The sequence below is a fragment of the Enterobacter sp. SES19 genome, assembly GCF_011765665.1.
Classification (GTDB): domain Bacteria; phylum Pseudomonadota; class Gammaproteobacteria; order Enterobacterales; family Enterobacteriaceae; genus Enterobacter; species Enterobacter pseudoroggenkampii.
This window is the reverse complement of the sequence record NZ_CP050320.1, coordinates 2,016,106-2,040,254: the sequence shown is the minus strand read 5'-3', so window position 1 is coordinate 2,040,254 and position 24,149 is coordinate 2,016,106. Positions and strand designations below refer to the sequence as shown.

25 protein-coding genes and 2 tRNA genes are annotated in these 24,149 nt (G+C 55.6%); 16 read left to right on the top strand and 11 right to left on the bottom strand.

Going from position 1 to position 24,149, the window contains the following annotated elements; genetic code table 11:
* Positions 1–112 precede the first annotated feature (112 nt).
* A complete protein-coding gene (locus GXP72_RS09735; RefSeq protein ID WP_020688313.1) occupies positions 113–202 on the bottom strand; it encodes a YnhF family membrane protein in 90 nt (29 codons plus the stop codon).
* Between the two features lie 297 nt (positions 203–499).
* On the opposite strand from GXP72_RS09735, the gene purR reads away from it, so the two are divergent.
* Positions 500–1,525 carry an HTH-type transcriptional repressor PurR gene (gene purR, locus GXP72_RS09730; RefSeq protein ID WP_023335431.1) on the top strand — a complete coding sequence of 342 codons (1,026 nt, stop codon included), beginning with the start codon at positions 500–502 and terminating at the stop codon, positions 1,523–1,525.
* A gap of 17 nt (positions 1,526–1,542) precedes the next feature.
* On the opposite strand, the gene punR is transcribed toward purR, so the two are convergent.
* The gene (gene punR, locus GXP72_RS09725) at positions 1,543–2,454 is read right to left on the bottom strand and encodes a DNA-binding transcriptional activator PunR (protein ID WP_208763798.1); all 912 of its coding nucleotides are present in this window, start codon (positions 2,452–2,454) and stop codon (positions 1,543–1,545) included.
* Positions 2,455–2,568: 114 nt separating this feature from the next.
* On the opposite strand from punR, the gene punC reads away from it, so the two are divergent.
* Positions 2,569–3,768 (top strand): purine nucleoside transporter PunC, encoded by a 1,200-nt coding sequence (gene punC, locus GXP72_RS09720; RefSeq protein ID WP_208763797.1) that lies wholly within the window; start codon positions 2,569–2,571, stop codon positions 3,766–3,768.
* Positions 3,769–4,066: 298 nt separating this feature from the next.
* Entirely contained in the window at positions 4,067–5,215 is a 1,149-nt protein-coding gene (gene cfa, locus GXP72_RS09715) for a cyclopropane fatty acyl phospholipid synthase (RefSeq protein ID WP_208763796.1), read from the top strand.
* A 30-nt stretch (positions 5,216–5,245) separates the two neighbouring features.
* Here cfa and GXP72_RS09710 read toward each other — a convergent pair whose 3' ends face one another.
* The gene (locus tag GXP72_RS09710; RefSeq protein WP_208763795.1) at positions 5,246–5,887 is read right to left on the bottom strand and encodes a riboflavin synthase subunit alpha; all 642 of its coding nucleotides are present in this window, start codon (positions 5,885–5,887) and stop codon (positions 5,246–5,248) included.
* Positions 5,888–6,112: 225 nt separating this feature from the next.
* On the opposite strand from GXP72_RS09710, the gene mdtK reads away from it, so the two are divergent.
* From mdtK to GXP72_RS09690, 4 genes are all read left to right on the top strand, one after another.
* A complete protein-coding gene (gene mdtK / locus GXP72_RS09705) occupies positions 6,113–7,486 on the top strand; it encodes an MdtK family multidrug efflux MATE transporter (RefSeq protein WP_024909374.1) in 1,374 nt (457 codons plus the stop codon).
* A 153-nt stretch (positions 7,487–7,639) separates the two neighbouring features.
* Positions 7,640–7,716 (top strand) — tRNA-Val (locus GXP72_RS09700).
* A 4-nt stretch (positions 7,717–7,720) separates the two neighbouring features.
* Positions 7,721–7,797 (top strand) — tRNA-Val (locus tag GXP72_RS09695).
* Between the two features lie 118 nt (positions 7,798–7,915).
* Entirely contained in the window at positions 7,916–9,511 is a 1,596-nt protein-coding gene (locus GXP72_RS09690; protein WP_090417256.1) for an FAD-NAD(P)-binding protein, read from the top strand.
* Between the two features lie 28 nt (positions 9,512–9,539).
* Here the strand turns inward: GXP72_RS09690 and GXP72_RS09685 are convergent, their stop codons facing one another.
* The gene (locus GXP72_RS09685; RefSeq protein WP_024909376.1) at positions 9,540–10,175 is read right to left on the bottom strand and encodes a carbonic anhydrase; all 636 of its coding nucleotides are present in this window, start codon (positions 10,173–10,175) and stop codon (positions 9,540–9,542) included.
* Positions 10,176–10,247: 72 nt separating this feature from the next.
* Positions 10,248–11,030: an MBL fold metallo-hydrolase gene (locus tag GXP72_RS09680; protein ID WP_090417258.1), complete on the bottom strand. Its 783-nt coding sequence runs from the start codon at positions 11,028–11,030 to the stop codon at positions 10,248–10,250.
* A 125-nt stretch (positions 11,031–11,155) separates the two neighbouring features.
* On the opposite strand from GXP72_RS09680, the gene GXP72_RS09675 reads away from it, so the two are divergent.
* Entirely contained in the window at positions 11,156–11,296 is a 141-nt protein-coding gene (locus GXP72_RS09675) for a hypothetical protein (RefSeq protein ID WP_003857665.1), read from the top strand.
* A gap of 92 nt (positions 11,297–11,388) precedes the next feature.
* Here GXP72_RS09675 and GXP72_RS09670 read toward each other — a convergent pair whose 3' ends face one another.
* Positions 11,389–11,556 (bottom strand): hypothetical protein, encoded by a 168-nt coding sequence (locus GXP72_RS09670; protein ID WP_014831607.1) that lies wholly within the window; start codon positions 11,554–11,556, stop codon positions 11,389–11,391.
* A gap of 245 nt (positions 11,557–11,801) precedes the next feature.
* On the opposite strand from GXP72_RS09670, the gene GXP72_RS09665 reads away from it, so the two are divergent.
* Genes GXP72_RS09665 through GXP72_RS09650 form a run of 4 tightly spaced genes read left to right on the top strand, consistent with a single transcriptional unit; the run spans position 11,802 to position 14,896 of the window.
* Positions 11,802–12,632, top strand: a complete 831-nt coding sequence (locus GXP72_RS09665; RefSeq protein ID WP_175557792.1) for an ABC transporter substrate-binding protein — start codon at positions 11,802–11,804, stop codon at positions 12,630–12,632.
* 2 nt (positions 12,633–12,634) lie between these two features.
* Entirely contained in the window at positions 12,635–13,450 is an 816-nt protein-coding gene (locus tag GXP72_RS09660; RefSeq protein WP_090417260.1) for an amino acid ABC transporter ATP-binding protein, read from the top strand.
* Positions 13,450–14,226, top strand: coding sequence for an amino acid ABC transporter permease (locus GXP72_RS09655; protein WP_032651006.1), 777 nt, complete (start codon positions 13,450–13,452; stop codon positions 14,224–14,226). Before GXP72_RS09660 ends, GXP72_RS09655 begins: the two co-directional genes overlap by 1 nt.
* Positions 14,210–14,896 carry an amino acid ABC transporter permease gene (locus tag GXP72_RS09650; protein WP_024909381.1) on the top strand — a complete coding sequence of 229 codons (687 nt, stop codon included), beginning with the start codon at positions 14,210–14,212 and terminating at the stop codon, positions 14,894–14,896. Before GXP72_RS09655 ends, GXP72_RS09650 begins: the two co-directional genes overlap by 17 nt.
* Here the strand turns inward: GXP72_RS09650 and fumD are convergent.
* The 4 genes from fumD to GXP72_RS09630 all read right to left on the bottom strand — a co-directional run bounded on the left by fumD (position 14,877) and on the right by GXP72_RS09630 (position 17,716).
* Positions 14,877–15,086, bottom strand: coding sequence for a fumarate hydratase FumD (gene fumD, locus GXP72_RS09645; protein WP_008500615.1), 210 nt, complete (start codon positions 15,084–15,086; stop codon positions 14,877–14,879). The genes GXP72_RS09650 and fumD overlap by 20 nt on opposite strands.
* Before the next feature lie 110 nt (positions 15,087–15,196).
* Complete coding sequence (locus GXP72_RS09640) at positions 15,197–16,009, bottom strand: MetQ/NlpA family ABC transporter substrate-binding protein (RefSeq protein WP_008500616.1); 813 nt, start codon at positions 16,007–16,009, stop codon at positions 15,197–15,199.
* 23 nt (positions 16,010–16,032) lie between these two features.
* Positions 16,033–16,701, bottom strand: a complete 669-nt coding sequence (locus GXP72_RS09635; RefSeq protein WP_024909382.1) for a methionine ABC transporter permease — start codon at positions 16,699–16,701, stop codon at positions 16,033–16,035.
* Entirely contained in the window at positions 16,694–17,716 is a 1,023-nt protein-coding gene (locus tag GXP72_RS09630; RefSeq protein ID WP_024909383.1) for an ATP-binding cassette domain-containing protein, read from the bottom strand. The genes GXP72_RS09635 and GXP72_RS09630 overlap by 8 nt, the downstream gene beginning before the upstream one ends.
* A gap of 400 nt (positions 17,717–18,116) precedes the next feature.
* Between GXP72_RS09630 and GXP72_RS09625 the strand changes: the two genes are divergently transcribed.
* The 4 genes from GXP72_RS09625 to lpp all read left to right on the top strand — a co-directional run bounded on the left by GXP72_RS09625 (position 18,117) and on the right by lpp (position 22,989).
* Entirely contained in the window at positions 18,117–19,487 is a 1,371-nt protein-coding gene (locus tag GXP72_RS09625) for a cystathionine beta-synthase (protein WP_032651000.1), read from the top strand.
* An 11-nt stretch (positions 19,488–19,498) separates the two neighbouring features.
* Positions 19,499–20,644, top strand: coding sequence for a PLP-dependent aspartate aminotransferase family protein (locus tag GXP72_RS09620; RefSeq protein WP_024909385.1), 1,146 nt, complete (start codon positions 19,499–19,501; stop codon positions 20,642–20,644).
* Between the two features lie 377 nt (positions 20,645–21,021).
* Entirely contained in the window at positions 21,022–22,443 is a 1,422-nt protein-coding gene (gene pykF / locus GXP72_RS09615; RefSeq protein ID WP_024909386.1) for a pyruvate kinase PykF, read from the top strand.
* A 309-nt stretch (positions 22,444–22,752) separates the two neighbouring features.
* Positions 22,753–22,989, top strand: coding sequence for a murein lipoprotein Lpp (gene lpp / locus GXP72_RS09610; protein ID WP_001082307.1), 237 nt, complete (start codon positions 22,753–22,755; stop codon positions 22,987–22,989).
* Positions 22,990–23,049: 60 nt separating this feature from the next.
* Here the strand turns inward: lpp and GXP72_RS09605 are convergent, their stop codons facing one another.
* Complete coding sequence (locus GXP72_RS09605; RefSeq protein ID WP_090417262.1) at positions 23,050–24,063, bottom strand: L,D-transpeptidase family protein; 1,014 nt, start codon at positions 24,061–24,063, stop codon at positions 23,050–23,052.
* Positions 24,064–24,149: the final 86 nt, after the last annotated feature.

Genomic DNA, 24,149 nt, shown 5'->3' with positions numbered 1-24,149 from the left:
AAGCATGACATCAATCACAAAAAATGAGAAGTTAACAAAATGGCAAAAGATTTTTGCCAGAGAAGTAACAATCGGGTCGATCGGGAGGGAGAAGGCTCTCCCTCCGCGTAAATCAGTGCAGCGCAGCCGTCAGACCGGCCGCGACAATCAGAGCCAGCACAATAACGGTGGTGAACAGCGAAAACTTCAGATCGGAACTCATCAATTTTTCTCCTTTTAATCCCCCCACGAAAAGTGAGCCTGCTCATTTTTGCATAATTTACGTCAAAAATCTTCCTGGATTTAGGCTGATAAACACTTTACCTCTTCCCCTTTTCATCAAGATAGGACAAAATTCCACGCTAAATTTATTAGCGTACCGGCCATTGACCCCCTCCTGACGTCCCGTGTCGTTTTCCCGGCGTGCCGCAATTCAAGATTGCGTGATAAGGGTGAGAGAAGGCAAACGTTTACCTTCAAGTTTTTCAGGAGTTTAGGATATGGTCTGGAGTGACATTTAATGGCAACAATTAAAGACGTAGCAAAACGCGCAAACGTTTCCACTACAACCGTATCACATGTAATTAACAAAACCCGCTTTGTGGCGGAAGAGACGCGCAACGCCGTCTGGGCAGCGATCAAAGAGCTGCACTATTCGCCAAGTGCGGTTGCGCGCAGCCTCAAGGTTAATCACACCAAGTCCATTGGATTGCTGGCCACCAGCAGTGAAGCGGCCTATTTTGCCGAGATCATTGAAGCGGTTGAGAAAAACTGCTTCCAGAAAGGCTATACCCTGATTCTGGGCAACGCGTGGAACAGCATTGAAAAACAGCGCGCCTACCTGTCGATGATGGCGCAAAAGCGCGTTGATGGCCTGCTGGTAATGTGTTCCGAGTATCCGGAGTCCGTGCTGTCCATGCTCGAAGAGTATCGCCATATTCCGATGGTGGTGATGGACTGGGGAGAAGCGCGCGCGGACTTCACCGATTCCGTTATCGATAACGCCTTTGAAGGCGGCTATATGGCCGGTCGTTATCTGATCGAACGCGGTCACCGCGAGATTGGCGTGATCCCCGGTCCGCTGGAGCGCAACACCGGCGCGGGCCGTCTGGCCGGTTTTATGAAAGCGATGGAAGAAGCGCTGATCAACGTGCCGGAAAACTGGATTGTGCAGGGCGACTTTGAGCCGGAGTCGGGCTACCGCGCAATGCAGCAGATCGTCTCCCAGCCACACCGTCCGACCGCCGTTTTCTGCGGGGGTGACATCATGGCTATGGGCGCGCTCTGCGCTGCCGACGAGCTGGGTCTGCGCGTACCGCAGGATATTTCCGTGATCGGGTATGACAACGTGCGTAACGCGCGTTTCTTCACGCCAGCGTTGACCACCATTCACCAGCCGAAAGATTCGCTGGGCGAAACGGCCTTCAATATGCTGATGGACAGGATCGTCAACAAACGTGAAGAGTCGCAGTCCATTGAAGTTCACCCGCGTCTTATCGAACGCCGTTCCGTTGCGGACGGTCCGTTCCGCGACTACCGTCGTTAATCGCTTTACGGGGCCAGCTATGCTGGCTCCCGTAACCATTCCCGGTTTAGCGTTTCGCTGTCTCCCAGATAATCCAGCAGCCAGGCCATCGCAGGCGAGACATCACTTTGCTGCCAGGTCAGGCAGCAGGCCGCATCCGGGAACGGATTCTCCAGCGTCAGCTCAACCCACTCTCCGGTATCGATGCGCGGACGCGCGAAATGAACGGGCACCATCGCGACGCACAGTCCGGCGCTGAGGCACGTCGCCGACGATTCCCAGTCAGGGGCCACCACCCGCCGCTGGTTGTCCAGAAGCCAGGTGATACGCTTCGGCAATGAACGGGAGGTATCCTCCAGCACCAGCGACGGCCAGTTGCGCAGCGTATCATCGCTGAGCGGCCCCTCCATCGCCGCCAGGGGATGATCGCGTGCCACCACGCATTTCCAGCTCAGCATCCCCATGTCGCGAAAGGCGTAACGTCCCCCAACCGGGATCGCCTGCGTAGCGCCAATCGCCATCTCCGCCCTGCCGTCCGCCAGCGCATCCCACACCCCGTTGAACACCTCCTGCGAGACCCGCAGCTCAACGTCAGAGAAATGACGATAGAAATCCACGATCATCTGCCGGGTGCGTTCCGGCTTCACGATGTTATCCACCGCGATGGCGAGATGTCCCCGCCAGCCGTTGGCGATCTGCTGACACTGTTCGCGGGTGATCTGCATTTTTTTGATAACAGAACGCCCTTCCTTCAAAAACCACGCGCCTGCGGGCGTTAATTCCACATCACGATGGCGTCGCTCAAACAGCGGAACCGCCAGCCACTCCTCCAGCTGACGCACCGTGTAGCTGATGGCCGAAGGGACGCGGTGCAGCTCCTGCGCTGCACCGCTGAAGCTGCCGTTACGTGCAACAGCATCGACCACTTCAAGAGAATAATCTGACCACATTTTCTGCCTGCAAAAAATTTGAATGCACCCGACAAATATTAGCGTTTCACAAGCCGCTTTGCACTCCCTACACTCTGCGCCAACGTACACCTGCCTCCTCAGGAGAATAAGAGAATGCAACCCAGGAAAGGATTTTTAGTCTGGCTCGGCGGCTTAAGCGTGCTGGGCTTTTTGGCCACCGACATGTACCTGCCCGCGTTTGCCGCGATGCAGGAAGACCTGCAAACCCCTGCGGCGGCCATCAGCGCCAGCCTGAGCCTGTTCCTTGCCGGTTTTGCTTTCGCGCAACTGCTGTGGGGACCGCTCTCGGATCGCTTTGGCCGTAAACCGGTACTGCTGCTGGGTCTGGCCATTTTTGCCGTGGGCTGCCTGGGGATGTTGTGGGTGCGCGATGCCACCTGGCTACTGGTGCTGCGCTTTATTCAGGCCGTGGGCGTCTGTGCTGCGGCGGTGACCTGGCAGGCGCTGGTGACCGACTACTATCCGGCTAACCGCACAAACCGTATTTTCGCCACCATTATGCCGCTGGTGGGTCTTTCCCCTGCCCTGGCTCCGCTGCTGGGCAGCTGGATCCTCGCGCACTTTGACTGGCAGGCCATTTTTGCCACGCTGTTTGCCATCACGCTGGTGCTGATGCTGCCGGCGTTTGCCCTCAAGCCCGCGCATAAAAAAGAGGCGCATGCGGATGCGAAGCCGATTACCTTCACCTCCCTGCTGAGCACCAAGGCGTATCGCGGGAATGTCCTGATCTATGCCGCCTGCTCGGCCAGCTTCTTCGCGTGGCTCACCGGTTCGCCGTTTATTCTGCACGATATGGGCTACAGCCCGGCGGCCATCGGCCTGAGCTATGTTCCGCAGACTATTGCGTTCCTGGTGGGCGGATACGGCTGTCGCGCGGCGCTGCAAAAATGGGAAGGTCAGCAGATGCTGCCATGGCTGCTGGTGCTGTATGCGCTGAGCGTCATCGGCACCTGGGCCGTCGGGTTTATTCCGGGCGCGGGCCTGGCTGAAATTTTGGTCCCCTTCTGCGTGATGGCCGTGGCGAACGGGGCGATTTACCCGATCGTGGTGGCACAAGCGTTACGTCCGTTCCCGCAGGCGACAGGCCGCGCCGCAGCGCTGCAAAATACCCTGCAGCTGGGTCTGTGCTTCCTGGCAAGTCTGGTGGTCTCGGCGCTGATTGCGACGCCACTGTTAACCACCACCAGCGTGATGCTGGTCACCGTTGCGCTGGCGGTGATGGGTTATCGCATGCAGGCCTCCGCGCAGCGTGAGCAGGATAGCGGCGCTCAGGTGGAAACCTCGCATGCCTGATTGCGCCAGAAATCATGTTACATTTCAGTGATTAGGTTGCTAACAATTTTCTATTGAATCACCAAATTTTGAGGCCTATACTAAATTTGGTTCGATTAAATACGATAAATATTAAGTGTTAACGGGAGCCGGAGCGCTCCCGTTTTACCATGGAAGGCATTTCGGCAAGGGTAATCTCCCTTCCTCTGTTCTACGTCGGATATTAGCCTCGCGGTATTTACCGTGAGATTTCTCACAAACCAAAAAAAGCGTCTACGCTGTTTGAAGGTTCTGATCACATCAGGGTGATGGAGAAGCTATGAGTTCATCGTGTATAGAAGAAGTCAGCGTTCCGGACGATAACTGGTCCCGGATCGTCAGTGAACTGTTAGGTCGAGCAGGCATCACTATCAATGGATCATCGCCATCCGATCCTCAGGTTAAACATCCCGACTTTTTTAAACGCGTATTGCGGCAGGGATCGTTAGGCCTGGGAGAAAGTTATATGGACGGCTGGTGGGAGTGCGAACGTCTGGATACCTTTTTTGCCAGCGTGCTGCGTGCCGGTCTGGAAAACCAACTCCCGCGCAATCTGAAAGACACCCTGCGCGTCGCCTCTGCCCGACTGTTCAATCTGCAAAGTAAAAAACGCGCGTGGATCGTCGGCAAAGAGCATTACGATCTCGGCAATGACCTGTTCAGCCGTATGCTGGACCCGTTCATGCAGTACTCCTGCGCCTACTGGAAAGACGCGTCGACGCTTGAAGAAGCGCAGCAGGCAAAGCTGCGTCTGATTAGCGAGAAGCTGCAGCTACAGCCCGGCATGCGCGTGCTGGATATCGGCTGCGGCTGGGGTGGGCTGGCGTATTTTATGGCGAAGCACTATGGCGTCAGCGTAGTGGGCGTCACGATTTCAGCGGAACAGCAAAAAATGGCGCGGGAGCGCTGCCAGGGTTTCGATGTGGATATCCGGCTGCAGGATTACCGTGATCTGAATGAACAGTTTGACCGTGTCGTTTCCGTCGGCATGTTCGAGCACGTCGGGCCGAAAAACTACGACACCTATTTTGAGGTGGTGGATCGTAATCTGAAACCGGACGGCATCTTCCTGCTGCACACCATCGGCTCTAAGCGGACCGACAATAACGTTGACCCGTGGATCAATAAATACATCTTTCCGAATGGCTGTTTACCGTCCGTTCGCCAGATTGCCAACGCCAGCGAATCCCATTTTGTGATGGAAGACTGGCATAACTTTGGCGCGGATTACGACACCACGTTGATGGCATGGCATGCGCGTTTTCAGGAGACCTGGCCTGAGATTGCGGACAACTATTCTGAGCGATTCAAACGGATGTTTAGCTATTATCTGAATGCCTGCGCGGGGGCGTTTCGCGCACGGGATATTCAGCTCTGGCAGGTGGTATTCAGCCGGGGGATTGAACACGGACTGCGTGTCGCACGCTAAAAAATAACCCCGGATATCCGGGGTTATTTTTTATTCTTCTTCAGTGGTCTTTATTATTGCGGCTTCTTTTGCTGCCAGCACGCGCTCAACCGTATCCACCACCGCCTGGGTTTGCGGATCGATTTCGATATTCACACGATGCCCCAGTTTTTTGGTGCCCAGCGTGGTGCGCTGCAGCGTTTCAGGAATTAAATGCACGCAAAAACGCGTTGGCGTCACTTCTCCCACCGTCAGGCTAATCCCGTCAATGCCAATAAATCCTTTATAGAGGATGTATTTCATTAATGACGGGTCCTGCATTTTAAACCAGATTTGACGGTTATTTTCCGAGGTCACGATTTTCGCCACTTCGGCAGTGGTCATGATGTGCCCGGACATCAGGTGACCGCCAATCTCATCGCTGAACTTCGCCGCGCGCTCAACGTTGACGGTATCGCCTACCACCAGCTCGCCCAGGTTAGTGATCCGCAGCGTCTCTTTCATTAAATCAAAGCTAATCTGGTTGCCGTTAATTTCGGTCACGGTCAGGCAGCAGCCGTTATGCGCAATCGACGCACCGGTTTCAATGCCCTCAAGCATATATTCCGGCAGCTCAACAACATGAGTACGGAAATTAGGTTTTTCATCAATGGACACCACTTTGGCGGTGCCCTGCACAATACCAGTAAACATGCTTACAACTCCTGTTTTTTCCGGACGGTGGTGACACCGTTTAATCCCACCACAATAACAGTTGGAAAAACAGGTTGCCAGCGGAGCGCATTTTCTGGCGATTTTTTCACTAGATAAATAGCTAAAGCCCGCTACAATAGCTGGCACCCCCCTGCATTTTCTTCTCGCTGCCCGTTTCGGCGGCTTTTTTAGTCTCTCAAATAACAACAAAATAAAGGTGTTCACGTGCAGAAGTACATGAATGAAGCGCGCCAGTTATTGGCACTGGCTATACCAGTGATCATCGCGCAAGTGGCCCAGACCGCAATGGGATTTGTGGATACGGTAATGGCAGGTGGCTACAGCGCCACCGATATGGCGGCCGTGGCTATCGGTACGTCAATCTGGCTTCCGGCCATCCTGTTCGGCCACGGTCTGCTGCTCGCACTCACGCCTGTTATCGCTCAGCTCAATGGCTCGGGTCGTCGCGAGCGCATTGCCCATCAGGTCCGTCAGGGGTTCTGGCTGGCAGGGTTTGTCTCCGTGCTGATCATGGTCGTGCTCTGGAACGCGGGCCATATCATCCGCGCTATGCATAACATTGACCCGGCCCTGGCGGATAAAGCCGTGGGCTATCTGCGTGCCCTGCTTTGGGGTGCGCCCGGCTACCTCTTTTTCCAGGTAGCGCGTAACCAGTGTGAAGGCCTGGCGAAAACCAAGCCCGGGATGGTGATGGGTTTTATCGGGCTGCTGGTCAACATCCCGGTTAACTATATCTTTATCTACGGTCATTTCGGGATGCCGGAACTGGGCGGCGTCGGCTGCGGCGTGGCGACAGCAGCCGTTTACTGGGTGATGTTCTTCTCGATGCTTACCTTCGTGAAGCACGCCCGCTCCATGCGCGACATTCGCAACGAGAACAGATTCAGCACGCCGGACTGGAGCATCATGACGCGTCTGGTGCAGTTAGGGTTGCCGATTGCCCTTGCGCTGTTCTTTGAGGTGACCCTGTTTGCCGTGGTTGCCCTGCTGGTCTCCCCGCTGGGCATTGTGAACGTGGCCGGGCACCAGATTGCGCTGAACTTCAGCTCCCTGATGTTCGTCCTGCCAATGTCGCTGGCCGCGGCAGTGACGATTCGCGTGGGCTTCCGCCTGGGACAAGGTTCGACGCTAGATGCGCAAACCGCCGCGCGGACCGGACTGGGCGTCGGCGTCTGCATGGCCATTTGCACAGCGCTTTTCACCGTGGCGCTTCGCGAGCAGATTGCCCTGCTCTATAACGACAATCCGGAAGTCGTTACGCTGGCATCGCACCTGATGCTGCTGGCTGCGATTTACCAGATTTCGGACTCCATCCAGGTGATTGGCAGCGGCGTGCTGCGCGGTTATAAAGACACGCGCTCCATTTTCTTTATCACTTTCATCGCCTACTGGGTGCTGGGTCTGCCGTGTGGTTATATTCTGGCCCTGACCGACCTTGTGGTTGACCGCATGGGACCAGCGGGGTTCTGGATGGGCTTTATCATCGGCCTGACGTCGGCGGCGATTATGATGATGATGCGCATGCGCTTCCTGCAGCGCCAGCCATCAACGATCATTTTGCAACGCGCTGCCCGTTAAATACGCAGTAGCCGCCACCCGGCGGCTACTTTCTCTTCACTTTGCGCGGTAATACAGCAATCGCGTGAAATCAGAGAGAAAATTGCATTTTCCCTCTTGCCACCTCGGTGCTGTGCCGCTAATATTCGTCCCCGTTGTCACCGACAACACGTTGCGTTCATAGCTCAGTTGGTTAGAGCACCACCTTGACATGGTGGGGGTCGTTGGTTCGAGTCCAATTGAACGCACCATTCTGCGTCCGTAGCTCAGTTGGTTAGAGCACCACCTTGACATGGTGGGGGTCGGTGGTTCGAGTCCACTCGGACGCACCATTTCAGTCCTGAAATGGTGCAAATTCTCCTCTGATAGCCTGAATTTTCCTAATCCTTCATTTTCATTACTGTTCTCCTGCTACGCTTTTCTCATGGAAAAAAGAGAGGACAACCGTCGATGAAGAAAATCGCCATTATCGGTTCCGGCCCAACAGGGATTTATACCTTTTACGCCCTTCTTAAAAACCCGCAGCCGCTTTCGGTCTCCGTCTTTGAACAAAGTGATGAAGCGGGCGTGGGTATGCCCTATAACGACGACGATAACTCTCGTCTGATGCTGGCAAATATCGCAAGTATTGAAATCCCGCCCATTTTTATGACCTACCTCGACTGGCTCAAAGGCCAGAGCGAAGCCCATCTGGCACGCTTTAAGGTTGATAAAGCCCGCCTGCATGACCGACAGTTCCTGCCCCGGCTCCTGCTGGGTGAGTATTTCCGCGACAGCTTTCGGTCCATCGTAAAAGAGGCGGAAAAACGGGGATTTCAGGTTGATGTCCATAAATCCGCCCAGGTCACCGATATCGTGCCCTCGAAAGAAGGCGTTACGCTTTCCGTCAACGGCAGCGCCTTTCCTGAACGCTTCGACCTTGCGGTTATCGCCACCGGCCACGTCTGGCCAGAGGAGGATGAAGCCACGCGCACGTTCTTCCCCAGCCCGTGGTCCGGTCTGATGGACGCCAGTATTCCGCCCTGTCGCGTCGGTATTATGGGGACATCGTTAAGCGGTCTCGACGCGGCCATGGCGGTCGTAATGCAGCACGGTGCGTTTCGCGATGATAAATTTGTGCTAAATAAAGGCAGCGAGGCGCTGGAGATTGTCCTGATGTCCCGGACGGGCATTCTGCCGGAAGCCGATTTTTACTGCCCTATTCCTTACGAGCCGCTGTCGATATTGACCGAACGCGTGTTAGAAAGCGAGATTGCCAAAGGACCGGATGGCCTGCTCGATCGTATCTTTGTCCTGATGGTCAAAGAGCTTCAGCTTGCCGATCCGGCGTGGTGCGAAAAAATGTCTCTGCATACGCTGAATGCGGACACCCTTCGTGAGGCCTGGTTTGAGGATCGTAAACGGCACGGACCCTTTACCTGGGCGGAAGATAACCTGAAAGAAGTTGAGAAAAATAAACGCGAACGCCGTACCGTGGCCTGGCGCTATACCGTGCTTCGGCTGCATGAAGTGGTTCAGGAGATCGTTCCCCATCTCAGCGATCGAGACGTTGAACGCTTCAAACAGGGGCTGGCTCGGGTATTTATCGACAACTATGCCGCCATCCCTCCGCAGTCTATCCGCAGGCTGCTCGCACTTCGCGAAGCCGGCATCATCAGCGTGGCCGCGCTCGGTGACGACTACACGCTCGACGTTGGCAGCGATCGAACGGTGATAACCACACAAGAGACCGTTTACCGCTTCGACGTTTTTATTGATGCGCGCGGGCAAAGGCCGCTCAAAACGAAAGATCTGCCCTTCCCGACGCTGCGAAAACAGCTGGAAGCGACCGGCGATGAGATACCCGATATCGGCGAGGATTACACCTTAAAAGCGCCTGACACCGTTCGCGGGCGCATCACCTTCGGTGCGATACCTTGGCTGATGCACGATCGTCCCTTCGTTCAGGGGCTGGCGGAGTGTGCAGAGATTGCAGAGGCGATGGCGCAAGCGGCGGAAAAACCCGCGTCGGGGGTGCGGCGGAGATTGCCCTATTTTGAAAACTGACAGGGCATCCGTGCCCTGCTGTCGCGGATTACTCGAAGAAGACTTCCGGGTTTTCCGACAGCGAAACGAAGGTTTTCGTCTCTTTATTCAGGGCGAGGATTTCGCCGCTTTCAATGTCGTACACCCAGCCGTGCAGTCGGATGGAGTTATTACGCAGGCCCACCGCGACGGAAGGATGGGTCTTAATGTTGCTCAGTTGCGCAAACACGTTCTCCTGCACCATCGCATTGACCTTATCGATCGGCTTATCCCAAGTTTTTTTCTCCACCACGGCTTTCGCCGCGTCGGAATAGCGCAGCCAGTGTGACACGGCAGGCATCGGCTCCAGGTTCGCGTTATCGGCAATCGCCTTCATCGCGCCGCAGTTGGAGTGACCACAAATCACGATATCCGTGACGCCCAGCGCCACAACGGCGTATTCGATGGTAGCGGACACACCGCCAGGCTCGGGTCCGAACGGCGGCACGATGTTGCCAGCATTACGAATGACAAAGAGTTGTCCTGGCTCTTGCTGGGTGACAAGTTCCGGGACCAGACGGCTGTCGGAGCATGAGATGAACAGCGCTTTGGGATTCTGGCTGGACGCTAAACTGCGGAAGAGTTCTTTACGTTGCGGGAAAATCTCTTTTTGAAAGCTGAGAAAACCTTCAATGATATGTTGCATAGCAATGTCTCTTTTATCTGTTTTAGTTTAGGTATGATCGAGATCACACTCGTAAAGTTTACCCATCGGGGTTTACTTCAGACAAGCAATATATTTCTGGCCCGAGCGCTGCACAATTTCGTCCGCGTTAGCGAGGATGTTCTGCCCTTCGAACGCGCCGTACAGACGTTCAAACGTTCTGCCTTCCAGATGATTCACGACCGACGCCACGGTGCGGGCCGGCAGTGGAAGATAGTTCGGGTAGCTCCACATAAACGAGACGGCGTCTTTACCCGGCGTGACCTGCAGAATATCGCCCGCCAGCAGCACCCCGTCCCCCTCCTGCCAGTGCAGCACCGTTCCCCCGGCAAAATGCCCCCCCAGACGCAGCAAGGTGACCGACGGGAAAATCTCCAGCGCATCCCCCTCCCAGAAATGAATGGCCGGGCTGTCGCGCATCACCCACTCGCTGTCGCTGGCGTGCAGGTACACCGGCGCATCATACGCCGCAGCCCACTCCTGCATCGTGGTGTAATAGTGCGGATGTGAAATCGCAATCGCGCTGATGCCGCCGAGGGCGGTAATGAGCGTTTTGGTTGCGGGGTCGAGGTTGGCGATACAGTCCCAGAGAATATTGCCGTGGGGCGTTTGCAGCAGCAGCGCCCGCTGGTTGATCGCAAACGCCGGGACCGTTTTGATCCCAAACAATCGCGGCTCCAGCTGCTGCCATTTGTTGCTATGCGTGGCGGTGACGGTATCGAGATCGGTCCACGCCTGCCCCGTGCTGGGGACATACTGGCGTTCATCCTCGCAGATCGGGCATTTCTCAGGCCGTGTATCGTAAGCCGTTCCGCAGGTTTTACAGAGTGTAATCATGTGCTCTCCTCAGCGATAAAGCACTGAGTATGGCAGGGATTATCCTTATGTGCTGCGAGGTACATTGCTGGCTTTTTTTGCCCTATACTGTGCCAGTATCGAAAACTGAACAGAGCAGGTGCAACATGGAAATTGATCTCGATAATTTAGTCTTTAACGGTCTGGATGAAGCAGAAGAGCGTAATGCGGAACGTCTGGACGACGCGGATAAAAAAGCGCAGGCGATTGTCGCCGACGACGACTGCGGCGACGCCTGCAAGATCTAATAAAAAAGCACCGGGAAACCGGTGCTTTTTTATTTCACTCGTTAAACGTCACGCACACCTCGTTCCAGTACGTTTCGCGCGTGCGGCGCAGTTCAGCGTGACGTTTTATCATGGAACCACTCCGGGTCAATGTTGGCAACGTCTACGCCATACAGGCTGGCGACAGGCAGTATTGACTCAAGAACACGTTGCGCGCTGTTCTCCGCATTCACTGGTCGGGTCGCAAAAAACCGCCGTAACGTGCTGATCCACTTTTTCATCGCCTTACCCTCTCTCGCCGTGTCTGACCTCAGTTAAGCACTCAAATGCCGCGCGGGTGAAATACCAAAATCCACTGTCCATGTGCAGGATTTGCAAATAGCCTCCCGTTCTTTTCACGCTTCATTAACACCTTGTTCACTAATGCTTTTTTGCTCAAAGCAAAGAACGATTTCTTATTTGGCGATAGCTTTCGCTTATGGGAGCGTAGCGGGGTAAAACAAAAACAACGGGATGGCGTATGACTATGGCAGCAAACATGAAAGGGTTTACCAAACGGACACTGGTTCTGGGATTACTGGCGGCGGGGAGCCTGCTTTCAGCGCAGGCACAGGCCGATCAGCTGGCGGATATTAAGGCCGCAGGGGTGGTGAAAGTGGCCACGTTTGACGCCAACCCGCCGTTTGGCTCGATTGATGCCAAAACGCACGAGATCGTGGGTTACGACGTGGACTTCGCCAAAGCGCTGGCAAAATCGCTCGGCGTGAAGCTTGAACTGGTTGCCACCAATCCGGCCAACCGTATTCCGCTGCTGCAGTCCGGGAAAGCAGACCTGATCGTGGCAGATATCACCATCACCCCGGAACGCGCGCAGGTGATTGATTTCTCGACGCCTTACTTCGTCACCGGCCAGCAGTTCCTCGTTCCGGTGAAATCACCGGACAAGCTCGATGACTATAGCCGGGCGCGCATTGGCGCGGTCAAAGGCACGACGGGCGAGCAGGCGCTGCACCAGCGTTTCCCGCAGTCCCGCGTCCTCTCTTATGACGACATTCCCCTGGCGTTGACCGCACTGCGCAATGGTAACGTCCAGGCCATTACCCAGGACAGCACCATTCTGGCCGGTCTGCTGGCGCAGGCGCCGGATAAAGCGAACTTCAAAATCCTGCCCGATCTGCTCAGTAAAGAAGAGATTGGCGTGGGGGTGAGGAAAGGTGAAACGGCGCTGCTGAAGGCCGTTAACGACGAGCTGGTTAATCTCGAGAAGAACGGTCAGGCAGCAAAAATCTACGATGTCTGGTTTGGCCCAAACACGCCTGCCCCGCAGCCTCGCGCCTTTAAAATAGAAGCCAGATAATTATGCTCTCAGGTTTATTTTCACACTCCGCGGCCGGTGCCGCGGATTTTTCACATCTGGAACAGGCCAGCGTCGAGTTTCGTCATGTGGACAAACGCTACGGTGACCATCAGGTTTTAAACGACATTAATCTCACCATCACCCCCGGTGAAGTGGTCGCCATCCTCGGCCCGTCGGGTTCCGGTAAATCCACCCTGATTCGTCTCATCAACCAGCTTGAAACCCTGAGCGGCGGGGAGATTCTGATCGATAACAAGCCTACCGGAAAGCTCTCCGGTACCGGGCTGCGTCAGCTGCGTAGCCGCGTGGGGTTTGTGTTCCAGCAATTCAATCTTTACGCCCATCTCACCGCCAGCCAGAACATCACCCTGGCACTGGAGCACGTTCACGGCTGGAATCCACAGCCTGCCCAGGCGCGCGCGCTGGCCCTGCTGGAGAAGGTCGGGATGCTGGAAAAAGCCCACCATTTCCCGGCAGAGCTTTCCGGCGGGCAGCAGCAGCGCGTCGCGATTGCCCGTGCCCTGGCCTCTTCACCACAAATCATCCTGTTCGATGAGCCCACCTCGGCGCTGGATCCGGAGATGATTGGTGAAGTGCTGTTTGTGATGAAAGCCCTCGCCCACAGCGGGATCACGATGATTGTCGTAACCCATGAGATGCAGTTCGCCCGGGAGATTGCCGACAGAGTCGTCTTTATCGACGGGGGGCAAATTCTGGAAATTGCGCCGCCGGCGCAATTTTTCAGTCGGCCCTCGCATCCGCGCGCGCAGCGGTTCCTGCAAAAGGTGCTCAACCCGCTGCATCAGGAGCATCTGTAATGCCCGCGCTCGACTGGCAGGGGGTACTGACCGGACAGCCTCTGCAGTGGATACTCTCCGGATTCCTCACCACCCTGTGGGTAACGCTTGCCGGGATGATGCTGGCCAGCCTGCTCGCATTGCTCTTTATGCTTCTGCGCCTTTCCGGCGGACGCCTCGGGAACGCGGTCGTTAGCAGCTGGGTGTCGCTGTTTCGCAATACGCCGCTGCTGGTGCAGCTGCTGTTCTGGTATTTTGCCGCCTGGAACGGTCTACCGCAGGCGTTCCGCGACGCGGTGAACGCGGATCACAGCTGGTCAATTCTGCCCGGCGACGTCTGGTGGTTTACGCCCGAATTTTTATGTTCTGCCTGGGGGTTGGGTGTCTTTACCTCGGCGTTTTTAATTGAAGAGGTGGAGTCGGGCTTACGTTCCGTACCTGCCGGACAGCGGGAGGCGGCGCTCGCTCAGGGATTCTCCGCGTGGCGCCTGTTTCGCTACATCCTGCTGCCGCAGGGGCTGGCCAACGCCTGGCAGCCGGTCGTTGGCCAGTACCTTAATCTGATGAAGCTCTCCTCGCTCGCCAGCGGGATTGGCTTCGCCGAGCTGACCTATCAGGTCAGGCAGATTGAGAGCTATAACGCGCACGCGCTGGAAGCATTTACCTTCGGAACCGCACTCTATCTGCTGACCGGCCTGGTCATGGGGATGGTGCTGGTTCGCATTGGACCTGAAGCGAAACGTAAACGCCCAAACGTCGCCACCTCAGGGAGTGAAAAACATGATTGCCGGACTTAATGTCATCACCGATAACCTCGATTATCTGCTGTGGGGACGCGCGGCAACGGGTGAACCGGGGGGCGTATTGCTCTCGTTGATGATGGCGATTGGGGCCGCCGTCATTGCTCTGCCCGGTGGGATAGTGCTCGCGTGTCTGGCCTGGCGCTTTACCGGGCTCGTGCGCAAGACCCTCTTTTTGTGGGCAGAGCTGATTCGCGGTATCCCGCTCATCTTCGTAATTTTCTGGATGTGGTATCTCCTGCCGCTCATTACCGGGGGCGATCTGCCGGGGGCGCTGACCGTCACGCTGGCGCTGGCCTGGTTTACGGCGGCTACCGTAATGCACTCGGTACTGGCCGGACTTAATGCGCTACCGTCCGGGCAGTACGAAGCTGCACTGTCACAGGGATTCAGCACGCAGCAAACCCTGTGGCGCGTGCTGCTGCCACAGGCGCTGAGGAACATTCTGCCGTCGCTGGTGGGGATTTTTATCAGCCTGCTGAAGGATACGTCGTTGGCGTTTATCGTGAACGTCCCGGAACTGACCACGGTGGCGGGACAGGTCAACAACCGGGTGCAAATCTACCCGGCGGCCATTTTTATCTTTACGGGCGTGGTCTACTACCTGCTCTGCTGCTCGCTCGAGCAGCTTGCGAAGCGCTGGCGCTTTACCCGGCCAGCGCTTTAACCACCGTTTCCATCGCTTCGGTTGTCAATTCACTGCGTTTCACGCGCTGGTTCGCCAGCGCGGTACGCAGGACTCCGGCAATGACAATATGCTTTGGCTCCTGCCCTAAATCACGCATCTCAAGCACCACCTTCCCGACCACCCGGCACATCTCCTGGTACAGCGCTTCATCTTTGGTCACGTTACCCATCGTCATCACTCCATTGCCTGTTAAACGTTGAGCTTAAATGATTCTCCAGCCGGATACAAAAAAGAAGCCCGGCGAGAAACTCGCCGGGCTTCATCTGTAAAATCAGTAAATTAGTTATTTACTGGAATGACCGCGCCTTTGTACTTGGTGCGGATCCAGTCCTGAATCTCTTTTGAGTGCAGCACGTTCACCAGCGCGACGATGTCTTTCTTCTTCTCGTCACCGCGATGCACGGTGATGATGTTGGCATACGGGTTGTTTTCACCGCTCTCAACCGCAATCGGGTCGTGAACCGGATCCAGACCCGCGTCAATCGCATAGTTGGCGTTAATCACCACCGCGTCGCCTTCGTTGTTGTTGTACATCTGCGGCAGCAGAGACGCTTCAACGTTAGGCGTGAACTTCAGCTTTTTCGGGTTCTCGACGATATCGCTGATGCGCGCGGTCACTTTATCGATGCCCGGCTTCAGCTTGATCACACCCTCTTTTTCGAAGATAGAGAGAATACGCCCCTCTTCAGAAACCGCGTCACGCATGATGATTTTGCCGCCTTCCGGCAGGTCTTTCAGCGACTTGTATTTTTTGGAGTAGATGCCGATTGGCTCAATGTGGATCGCGCCCGCACTGACAAAATCGTAGTCTTTATCGCCCGCATGATCTTTCAGCACGCTGTTCAGGTAAGGAATGTGCTGGAAATAGTTCGCGTCGATGTCATGACCCGCCAGCGCGGTGTTCGGCAGAATATAGTCCTGGAACGGTTTAATCTCCAGGTCGATCCCCTGCTTCGCCAGAATCGGCTTTGCCTGCTCCAGAATTTCGGCGTGCGGCGTGTTGGATGCGCCCACGGTCAGGGTGTCAGCCCAGGAAGCGAAGCTCAGGGCGCTCAGGGTTGCGGCAGCGATCAGTGTCAGTGTCTTTTTCATGATGTGGTTCCTGTGTGTATTTATTAGCGTTTATCTAACAGTGAAGTAATGACATCGCCGCAGAACTGGATAATGAAAACGATGATTAAAATGGTCACCGTTGCCACCAGCGTGACGTCACCATGGTTGCGCTGGAATCCTTCCAGATAAGCCAGATTTCCCAAACCACCGGCGCCAATCACCCCCGCCATTGCGCTGTAGCTCACCAGCGCAATGAGCGTCACCGTAATACCTGATACCAGTGCAGGTGATGATTCCGGCAGTAAAACCCGAAACACTAACGTGCTCAGTCGTGCGCCCATCGAGCGCGTTGCTTCTATGACGCCTTTATCCACTTCACGCAGGGCGATCTCCACCAGGCGTGCGTAGAACGGTGCGGCACCCACAATCAGCGCCGGCAGCGCCGCGTTGGCGCCAAGGATGGTGCCGACGACGGTCTTGGTGAACGGGATCAGCAGGACAATCAGAATGATGAACGGAATCGAGCGGAACACGTTCACCACAATCGAAATGACGCTGTAGACCGTCCGGTTGTGGAACAGCCCGCCGCGTGCGGTTAAAAACAGCGCCAGACCCAGCACGATACCCAGTACAAAAGTCGCCACGCCGGACAGCGCGGTCATGTACAGCGTCTCCAGCGTCGCCGCCCAGAGCTGGTCCCACTTGAGATGCGGAAAGAGATCCTCAGCCATGTTTAATCACCTCGCCTTCAATATCGCTGTGCTTCAGGTCGGCGAGGATATTGTTCAGTTGTTCATCGGATGCCACTACATGTACCCAGAGCTGGCCAAACACGCCGTGGGCGGTTTGCGTCATTTTCCCGTGCAGGATATTAAACGGCAGGCCATAGCGCAGGGTCAGTTCACCCACGATCGGCTTATGCGTGCTGTGCCCGGTAAAGGTCAGTCTGATGACCGTACCTTCCAGATCGTTTGCCAGTTCTGTATTGAACGTTTCTTCTTCAGCATACTGGCTCACCTGACGGACAAACTGCTGCGTAATCGGCTGCTGCGGATGGGTAAAGACGCTCAGCACGTCGCCCTCTTCAACGACTTTACCGTTCTCCATCACCGCCACGCGGTCGCAGATTTTGCGCACCACATGCATCTCGTGCGTGATCAGCACGATGGTCAATTTGAACCGGCGGTTAATATCGAGCAGCAGATCGAGGATCTGATCGGTGGTCTGCGGGTCAAGCGCGGACGTGGCTTCATCGCAGAGCAGCACGTCAGGGTTGTTAGCCAGCGCACGGGCGATGCCGACGCGCTGTTTCTGGCCGCCACTGAGCTGAGACGGGTAGGCATGCTCGCGACCTTTCAGGCCGACCAGCTCCACCAGCTCGGCGACGCGGGCGGTGATTTTTGCTTTCGGCACGCCGGCAATCTGCATCGAGAACGCAATATTCTCGCTGACCGTGCGCGACCACAGCAGGTTGAAGTGCTGAAACACCATGCTGATTTTCAGGCGCGCCTGACGCAGCGCTTCACCTTTTGCCGCCGAAATGTCCTGTCCATTAATGGTGACGCTACCGGCGCTGGGTTTTTCCAGGCCGTTGAGCAGACGAATCAGCGTGCTTTTACCTGCCCCGCTGTAACCGATAATCCCGTATATCTGTCCCTGTGCTATCGTCAAATTGACGTTATCAACGGCTGTGAGTGCCACCTTTCCGTTGTCAAAAACCTTCGAAATATTGCTCAGTACAATCATTATTATTCGTTATCCGTGCCGCTCATGGCGGTTTAGCAGTATGGATGTCCAAACGATAGTAAACAGGCGTTATCAGCTTTTAAATGAACAAAAAAGAATTTGTTATAACTTTCGGAAATAAACAGCGGATTTACCGGGTGGGATGCATTTAGACCAATTTCAGCAATGATTATCTGCCGGATGCATATCTGCTGGCGAATGCCTGCGAAAAACGGTCATTTTTTCAGCATTTCATGCCAATATAGCCATCCTCACATCCAGACAACTTTACGTCTTGCTGTCCTGACTTCCAAAAACGGCATTTATATTCCTTTCTGATCTAAAGAGCAGTGAATGGTTCTTTATTGAGAAAATTTCACCGCCCTATCATCCCGTCATGACATCCAGAAAGGAAAACATCATGACGATTTATCACTCCGTCACTGAACTGATTGGTCGTACCCCGCTGATCCAGCTGCATAAGCTTGATACCGGTCCCTGCTCGCTGTTCCTGAAGCTGGAGAACCAGAATCCGGGCGGTTCGATTAAGGATCGCGTTGCGCTGTCGATGATTAACGAAGCGGAACGCACCGGGCAGCTGCAGCCGGGCGGCACGATTATTGAGGCCACGGCGGGCAATACCGGCCTCGGTCTGGCCCTGATCGCCGCCCAGAAAGGCTACTCGCTGATCCTGGTGGTGCCGGACAAAATGAGCCGCGAGAAGATTTTCCACCTGCGAGCGCTGGGTGCCCAGGTGGTGCTGACCCGCTCCGACGTCAACAAGGGCCATCCTGCCTATTACCAGGATTACGCCCAGCGTCTGGCGAACGAACTGCCCGGCGCGTTTTACATCGACCAGTTCAATAACGAAGCCAACCCGCTGGCGCACCGCACCACCACGGCGCCGGAACTGTATGAGCAGCTTGACGGCAGGATCGACGCCATCGTGGTGGGCGTCGGCTCAGGCGGTACCCTGGGCGGCCTCCAGGCGTGGTTCGCCGAGCACTCTCCGCACACGGAGTTTGTCCTGGCTGATCCGGCCGGTTCCGTTCTGGCCGACCAGGTGGAGACCGGACGCTACCACGATGCGGGCTCCTGGCTGGTTGAGGGTATTGGCGAAGACTTTATTCCGCCGCTGGCCCACATTGAAGGGGTGAATCGCGCCTGGCGTATCACCGACCGGGAAGCGTTTACCACCGCGCGCGAGCTGCTGAAAACGGAAGGCATTCTGGCGGGCTCCTCCAGCGGCACGCTGCTGGCGGCCGCGCTGAAGTATTGCCAGGCGCAGACCGCGCCGAAGCGCGTGGTGACCTTCGCCTGTGACAGCGGCAATAAATATCTCTCGAAGATGTTCAACGACGACTGGATGCGACAGCAGGGACTCATCACGCGCCCCCAGGCCGGCGATCTCTCTGACTACATTGCCCTGCGCCACGATGAAGGCGCCACCGTCACCGCCGCCCCGGACGACACGCTCTCCACCGTCCTGGCACGGATGCGCCTGTATGACATCTCCCAGTTGCCGGTGCTGGAGAACGGCAAGGTGGTGGGCATTATCGACGAGTGGGATCTCCTGCGGCACATCGGCGGCGACGGCGATCGCTTCGCGCTTCCGGTGACGGCAGCCATGACGCGTCAGGTGGAGTTCCTGGATAAACACGCCCCGGAAAGCGCCCTGAACGCCATCTTCGACCGCGGTCTGGTGGCCGTGATTAATGACAACGACCGTTTTCTCGGTCTGATTACGCGCAGCGACGTTCTGACCGCCTGGCGCAACCGTCTTCAGCAATAAAGGAATTAATGATGAAAAATCTGGCCACCCTCAGCGTCCACAGCGGCGAGTTTAACGACCAGCACGGCGCCGTCATGCCGCCGATTTACGCCACCTCGACTTTTGCGCAACCCGCGCCCGGGGAGCATACCGGATATGAGTACTCCCGCAGCGGCAACCCTACCCGCCATGCGCTGGAAACGGCGATTGCCGAACTGGAAGGCGGCACGCGCGGCTACGCCTTTGCCTCCGGTCTGGCGGCCATCTCCACGGTGCTCGAACTGCTGGATAAAGACAGCCACATCGTCGCTATTGATGATGTATACGGCGGCACATACCGTCTGATCGAGAACGTGCGCAAGCGCAGCACCGGCCTGCAGGTCAGCTGGGTTAAACCGGACGACTTAGCCGGGCTTGAGGCCGCCATTCGCCCGGATACCCGCATGGTGTGGGTCGAGACGCCAACCAACCCGCTGCTGAAGCTGGCGGATCTGGCGGCCATCGCGGCAATCGCCCGTCGTCATAACGTCATCAGCGTGGCGGATAACACCTTCGCGTCGCCGGTGATCCATCGTCCGCTGGAGTCGGGTTTCGACATTGTGGTGCACTCCGCCACCAAATACCTGAACGGCCATTCTGACGTGGTGGCCGGGCTGGCGATTGTCGGGGACAACAAGGAACTGGCGGATAAGCTGGGCTATCTGCAAAACGCGGTGGGCGGCGTACTGGATCCGTTCAGCAGCTTCCTGACGCTGCGCGGTATTCGCACGCTTGCGTTGAGGGTCGAAAAGCACAGCACCAACGCGCTGGCGATTGCGCAATGGCTCGATCAGCATCCTCTGGTCGAAAAGGTGTTCTATCCCGGCCTGGAATCACATCCGCAATATCAGCTTGCCCGTACGCAGATGGCCCTGCCCGGCGGGATGATTTCTGTCGTGGTCAAAGGCGATGCGCAACGCGCCACCGAGGTGATACGCAACCTGAAGCTGTTCACCCTCGCGGAGAGCCTGGGCGGCGTGGAAAGTCTGGTGAGTCAGCCTTACAGCATGACGCACGCCTCGATTCCGCTGGAGCAACGCCTGGCAAACGGCATTGTGCCGCAGCTGATCCGTCTGTCAGTCGGGATTGAAGATCCCAAAGACCTGATTGCCGACCTCAGCCAGGCGCTGCAGAAATAAGCAAATGGCGGCAGGTCTATCACCTGCCGCCACAAGTTGTCATCATGGCTTAACGCCTTGATAACAATATTATGAGAAACAGCACAGATTATTTCTGAAACACCGTTTCCATTTTCCTTTTATCTTAAAATCAGCGTATAATGCGCGCCAAATCCCTGGTGAATGGTTTCAGCGCTTGGAATACAAAAAACAACGTACAACTTCTCCACTCCTTCGTTGGGCTGTCACTCAGGCACACTTTCTTCTGCACGCTCATTTGATGTCTCCTATCCTTAGTGCGTGTCATATACTCTTTTGCAACACAGGTTTGACTCCGCGGCGGTGCGCCCCCGGAGCGAGATTTCCATATCCTTCCCAACTTAAAGACTAAGACTGTCATGAAAAAGACGAAAATTGTTTGTACTATCGGCCCGAAAACCGAATCTGAAGAGATGCTGACCAAAATGCTGGACGCCGGCATGAACGTGATGCGTCTGAACTTCTCCCACGGCGATTACGCAGAACACGGTCAGCGTATCCAGAACTTGCGCAACGTAATGAGCAAGACCGGTAAAAAAGCCGCGATCCTGCTGGATACCAAAGGTCCAGAAATCCGTACCATCAAACTGGAAGGCGGTAACGACGTCTCTCTGAAAGCGGGCCAGACCTTCACCTTCACCACCGACAAAACTGTTGTCGGCAACAGCGAAATCGTTGCAGTGACCTACGAAGGTTTCACCAGCGATCTGTCCGTCGGTAACACCGTGCTGGTAGACGATGGTCTGATCGGTATGGAAGTCACCGCGATCGAAGGTAACAAGGTTATCTGTAAAGTGCTGAACAACGGCGACCTGGGCGAAAACAAAGGCGTTAACCTGCCGGGCGTTTCCATCGCGCTGCCAGCCCTGGCTGAAAAAGACAAACAGGACCTGATCTTCGGTTGCGAGCAAGGCGTTGACTTCGTTGCTGCCTCCTTCATCCGTAAGCGCTCCGACGTGGTTGAAATTCGTGAGCACCTGAAAGCCCACGGCGGCGAGAAGATCCAGATCATCTCCAAAATTGAAAACCAGGAAGGCCTGAACAACTTCGACGAAATCCTCGAAGCGTCTGACGGCATCATGGTTGCACGTGGCGACCTGGGCGTAGAAATCCCGGTCGAAGAAGTGATCTTCGCGCAGAAGATGATGATCGAGAAATGCGTGCGCGCGCGTAAAGTGGTTATCACCGCAACGCAGATGCTGGACTCCATGATCAAAAACCCACGCCCAACCCGCGCTGAAGCAGGCGACGTGGCAAACGCCATCCTCGACGGTACTGATGCCGTTATGCTGTCCGGCGAATCCGCGAAAGGTAAATATCCGCTGGAAGCGGTGTCCATCATGGCCACCATCTGCGAACGTACCGACCGCGTTATGAAAAGCCGTCTGGACTACAACAACGACAGCCGCAAACTGCGCATCACCGAAGCAGTATGCCGCGGTGCTGTAGAGACGGCTGAGAAACTGGAAGCACCACTGATCGTGGTTGCCACCCAGGGCGGTAAATCTGCTCGCGCGGTGCGTAAATACTTCCCGGATGCGACTATCCTGGCACTGACCACCAACGAAACCACTGCCCGTCAGCTGGTGCTGAGCAAAGGCGTGATCCCTCACCTGGTGAAAGAGATCGCGTCTACGGATGATTTCTACCGTCTGGGTAAAGAAGTGGCGCTGGAGCTGGTGGATCGTGGTCTGGCACAGAAAGGTGACGTTGTGGTCATGGTTTCTGGTGCGCTGGTACCAAGCGGCACCACCAATACCGCATCTGTTCACGTGCTGTAATAATTTCCGAACGAATTAATTTTGATAAAAAGCGCCCGCCGGGCGCTTTTTTTATTCCTCGCATTAGCCAAAGTCATTCAAATTGCAAATCGGGTTTTTCTATTTAATTGCGAATTATCTAAGATGAATCCGATGATAAATGCCTTTTTTTACTTAGATTTTTGCCCGAAAAGGGCTGATTCGATGCTTCTTTGAGCGAACGATCAAAAATAGGTGTATTCCCATCAAAAAAATATTCTCAACCCAAAAAACTTTGTGTAATACTTGTAACGCTACATGGAGATTAACTCAATCTAGAGGGTATTAATAATGAATCGTACTAAACTGGTACTGGGCGCGGTAATCCTGGGTTCTACTCTGCTGGCTGGTTGCTCCAGCAACGCTAAAATCGATCAGCTGTCTTCTGACGTTCAGACTCTGAACGCTAAAGTTGACCAGCTGAGCAACGACGTGAACGCAATGCGTTCCGACGTTCAGGCTGCTAAAGACGACGCAGCTCGCGCTAACCAGCGTCTGGACAACCAGGCTACTAAATACCGTAAGTAATAGTACCTGTTAATAAAATGGCGCACATTGTGCGCCATTTTTTTTGCCTGCGTCAAACCACTACTGCGTCACCTTCTCCCCTTCATCTTCCGCTACCGCTGCGGACATCCGACTGTTCTGCACCGACAACACGCTATTGCTGGCTGACGGGCCGCTGCCTGACGACACGATAACCGGGATCCCGGCACGGCGTGACAGGGCTTTATCAATCAGCGCCTTGTCGCTTCCCGCCTGAGAAACAAAGGTGGCAAAGTCTGCGGAATGGGTAATGGGCGAGACCTGCGGGTTTTCTCCCTCAGCCTGCGCCAGCGGGCGGTGGACTTCAATATAGCGTTTACCATCCGGCTCCACAGAGAACTTAACGGGTTCATTGATAATCTGTACCCGCGTGCCCACCCGCACCTGTTCGAACAGGGCTTTGATGTCCGGGGCATTCATCCGCATACAGCCGGAGCTGACCCGCAGGCCGACGCTGTCCGGTGCGCTGGTGCCGTGGATGAGATATTCCCCATTGCCCACGCCTAAACGCAGTGCGAAGCGTCCCAGGGGGTTATTGGGCCCGGCAGGTACCACCGGAGGTAATTTAATTCCCTGCTCCAGAGAGCGTGCTCTGATGCCCGGCGTAGGTGTCCAGGTAGGATTAGGGATTTTCTGGCTCACGCGCGTGGTCGTGACCGGCGTTTCCAGCCCCAGCTGTCCGATGCCGAGCGGGAAGACCTGAACGATGTTTTCTCCCGGCGGGAAGTAGTAGAGCCGAAGCTCTGCGAGGTTCACCACAATGCCCTCGCGCGGCGTGTCCGGCAGCAGCATCTGCGACGGGATGGTAATCACGGTTCCCGGCGCAGGGTTTACCGGCGCAATGGTATTGTTCGTTTCCAGGATCACCTGTGCCGCCGTATTAAACCGACGGGCGATGGTCTGCAGCTTATTATCCCCTTCCTGTATCGTGTAGGTTTGATTTTGCCCAATCAGACGACTGCCTGCGGGCGGCAACGGATAGTCCATCGCGCGGGCCGAATTAAGGGCGCCGAGCGAACTGAGGAGTAATAGAGTTATTAGAGACGCGCGCTTCATGCTGAGATTCCTTATTCACTGACAGAACGCCAGAAAGCTGAAAAACCAGCGAGGCGGGAACCACCTCGCGAAACAGAATGAATGCT

Coding starts and splice junctions, on each gene's coding strand:
- lpp (WP_001082307.1), top strand. CDS start 22,753: ATGAATCGTACTAAACTGGTACTGGGCGCGGTAATCCTGGGTTCTACT.
- punC (WP_208763797.1), top strand. CDS start 2,569: ATGCAACCCAGGAAAGGATTTTTAGTCTGGCTCGGCGGCTTAAGCGTG.
- GXP72_RS09625 (WP_032651000.1), top strand. CDS start 18,117: ATGACGATTTATCACTCCGTCACTGAACTGATTGGTCGTACCCCGCTG.
- GXP72_RS09660 (WP_090417260.1), top strand. CDS start 12,635: ATGCTCTCAGGTTTATTTTCACACTCCGCGGCCGGTGCCGCGGATTTT.
- GXP72_RS09630 (WP_024909383.1), bottom strand. CDS start 17,716: ATGATTGTACTGAGCAATATTTCGAAGGTTTTTGACAACGGAAAGGTG.
- GXP72_RS09665 (WP_175557792.1), top strand. CDS start 11,802: ATGGCAGCAAACATGAAAGGGTTTACCAAACGGACACTGGTTCTGGGA.
- GXP72_RS09690 (WP_090417256.1), top strand. CDS start 7,916: ATGAAGAAAATCGCCATTATCGGTTCCGGCCCAACAGGGATTTATACC.
- GXP72_RS09605 (WP_090417262.1), bottom strand. CDS start 24,063: ATGAAGCGCGCGTCTCTAATAACTCTATTACTCCTCAGTTCGCTCGGC.
- cfa (WP_208763796.1), top strand. CDS start 4,067: ATGAGTTCATCGTGTATAGAAGAAGTCAGCGTTCCGGACGATAACTGG.
- GXP72_RS09635 (WP_024909382.1), bottom strand. CDS start 16,701: ATGGCTGAGGATCTCTTTCCGCATCTCAAGTGGGACCAGCTCTGGGCG.
- GXP72_RS09670 (WP_014831607.1), bottom strand. CDS start 11,556: ATGAAAAAGTGGATCAGCACGTTACGGCGGTTTTTTGCGACCCGACCA.
- pykF (WP_024909386.1), top strand. CDS start 21,022: ATGAAAAAGACGAAAATTGTTTGTACTATCGGCCCGAAAACCGAATCT.
- purR (WP_023335431.1), top strand. CDS start 500: ATGGCAACAATTAAAGACGTAGCAAAACGCGCAAACGTTTCCACTACA.
- GXP72_RS09710 (WP_208763795.1), bottom strand. CDS start 5,887: ATGTTTACTGGTATTGTGCAGGGCACCGCCAAAGTGGTGTCCATTGAT.
- GXP72_RS09650 (WP_024909381.1), top strand. CDS start 14,210: ATGATTGCCGGACTTAATGTCATCACCGATAACCTCGATTATCTGCTG.
- GXP72_RS09655 (WP_032651006.1), top strand. CDS start 13,450: ATGCCCGCGCTCGACTGGCAGGGGGTACTGACCGGACAGCCTCTGCAG.
- fumD (WP_008500615.1), bottom strand. CDS start 15,086: ATGGGTAACGTGACCAAAGATGAAGCGCTGTACCAGGAGATGTGCCGG.
- GXP72_RS09675 (WP_003857665.1), top strand. CDS start 11,156: ATGGAAATTGATCTCGATAATTTAGTCTTTAACGGTCTGGATGAAGCA.
- GXP72_RS09620 (WP_024909385.1), top strand. CDS start 19,499: ATGAAAAATCTGGCCACCCTCAGCGTCCACAGCGGCGAGTTTAACGAC.
- GXP72_RS09685 (WP_024909376.1), bottom strand. CDS start 10,175: ATGCAACATATCATTGAAGGTTTTCTCAGCTTTCAAAAAGAGATTTTC.
- GXP72_RS09735 (WP_020688313.1), bottom strand. CDS start 202: ATGAGTTCCGATCTGAAGTTTTCGCTGTTCACCACCGTTATTGTGCTG.
- GXP72_RS09680 (WP_090417258.1), bottom strand. CDS start 11,030: ATGATTACACTCTGTAAAACCTGCGGAACGGCTTACGATACACGGCCT.
- GXP72_RS09640 (WP_008500616.1), bottom strand. CDS start 16,009: ATGAAAAAGACACTGACACTGATCGCTGCCGCAACCCTGAGCGCCCTG.
- punR (WP_208763798.1), bottom strand. CDS start 2,454: ATGTGGTCAGATTATTCTCTTGAAGTGGTCGATGCTGTTGCACGTAAC.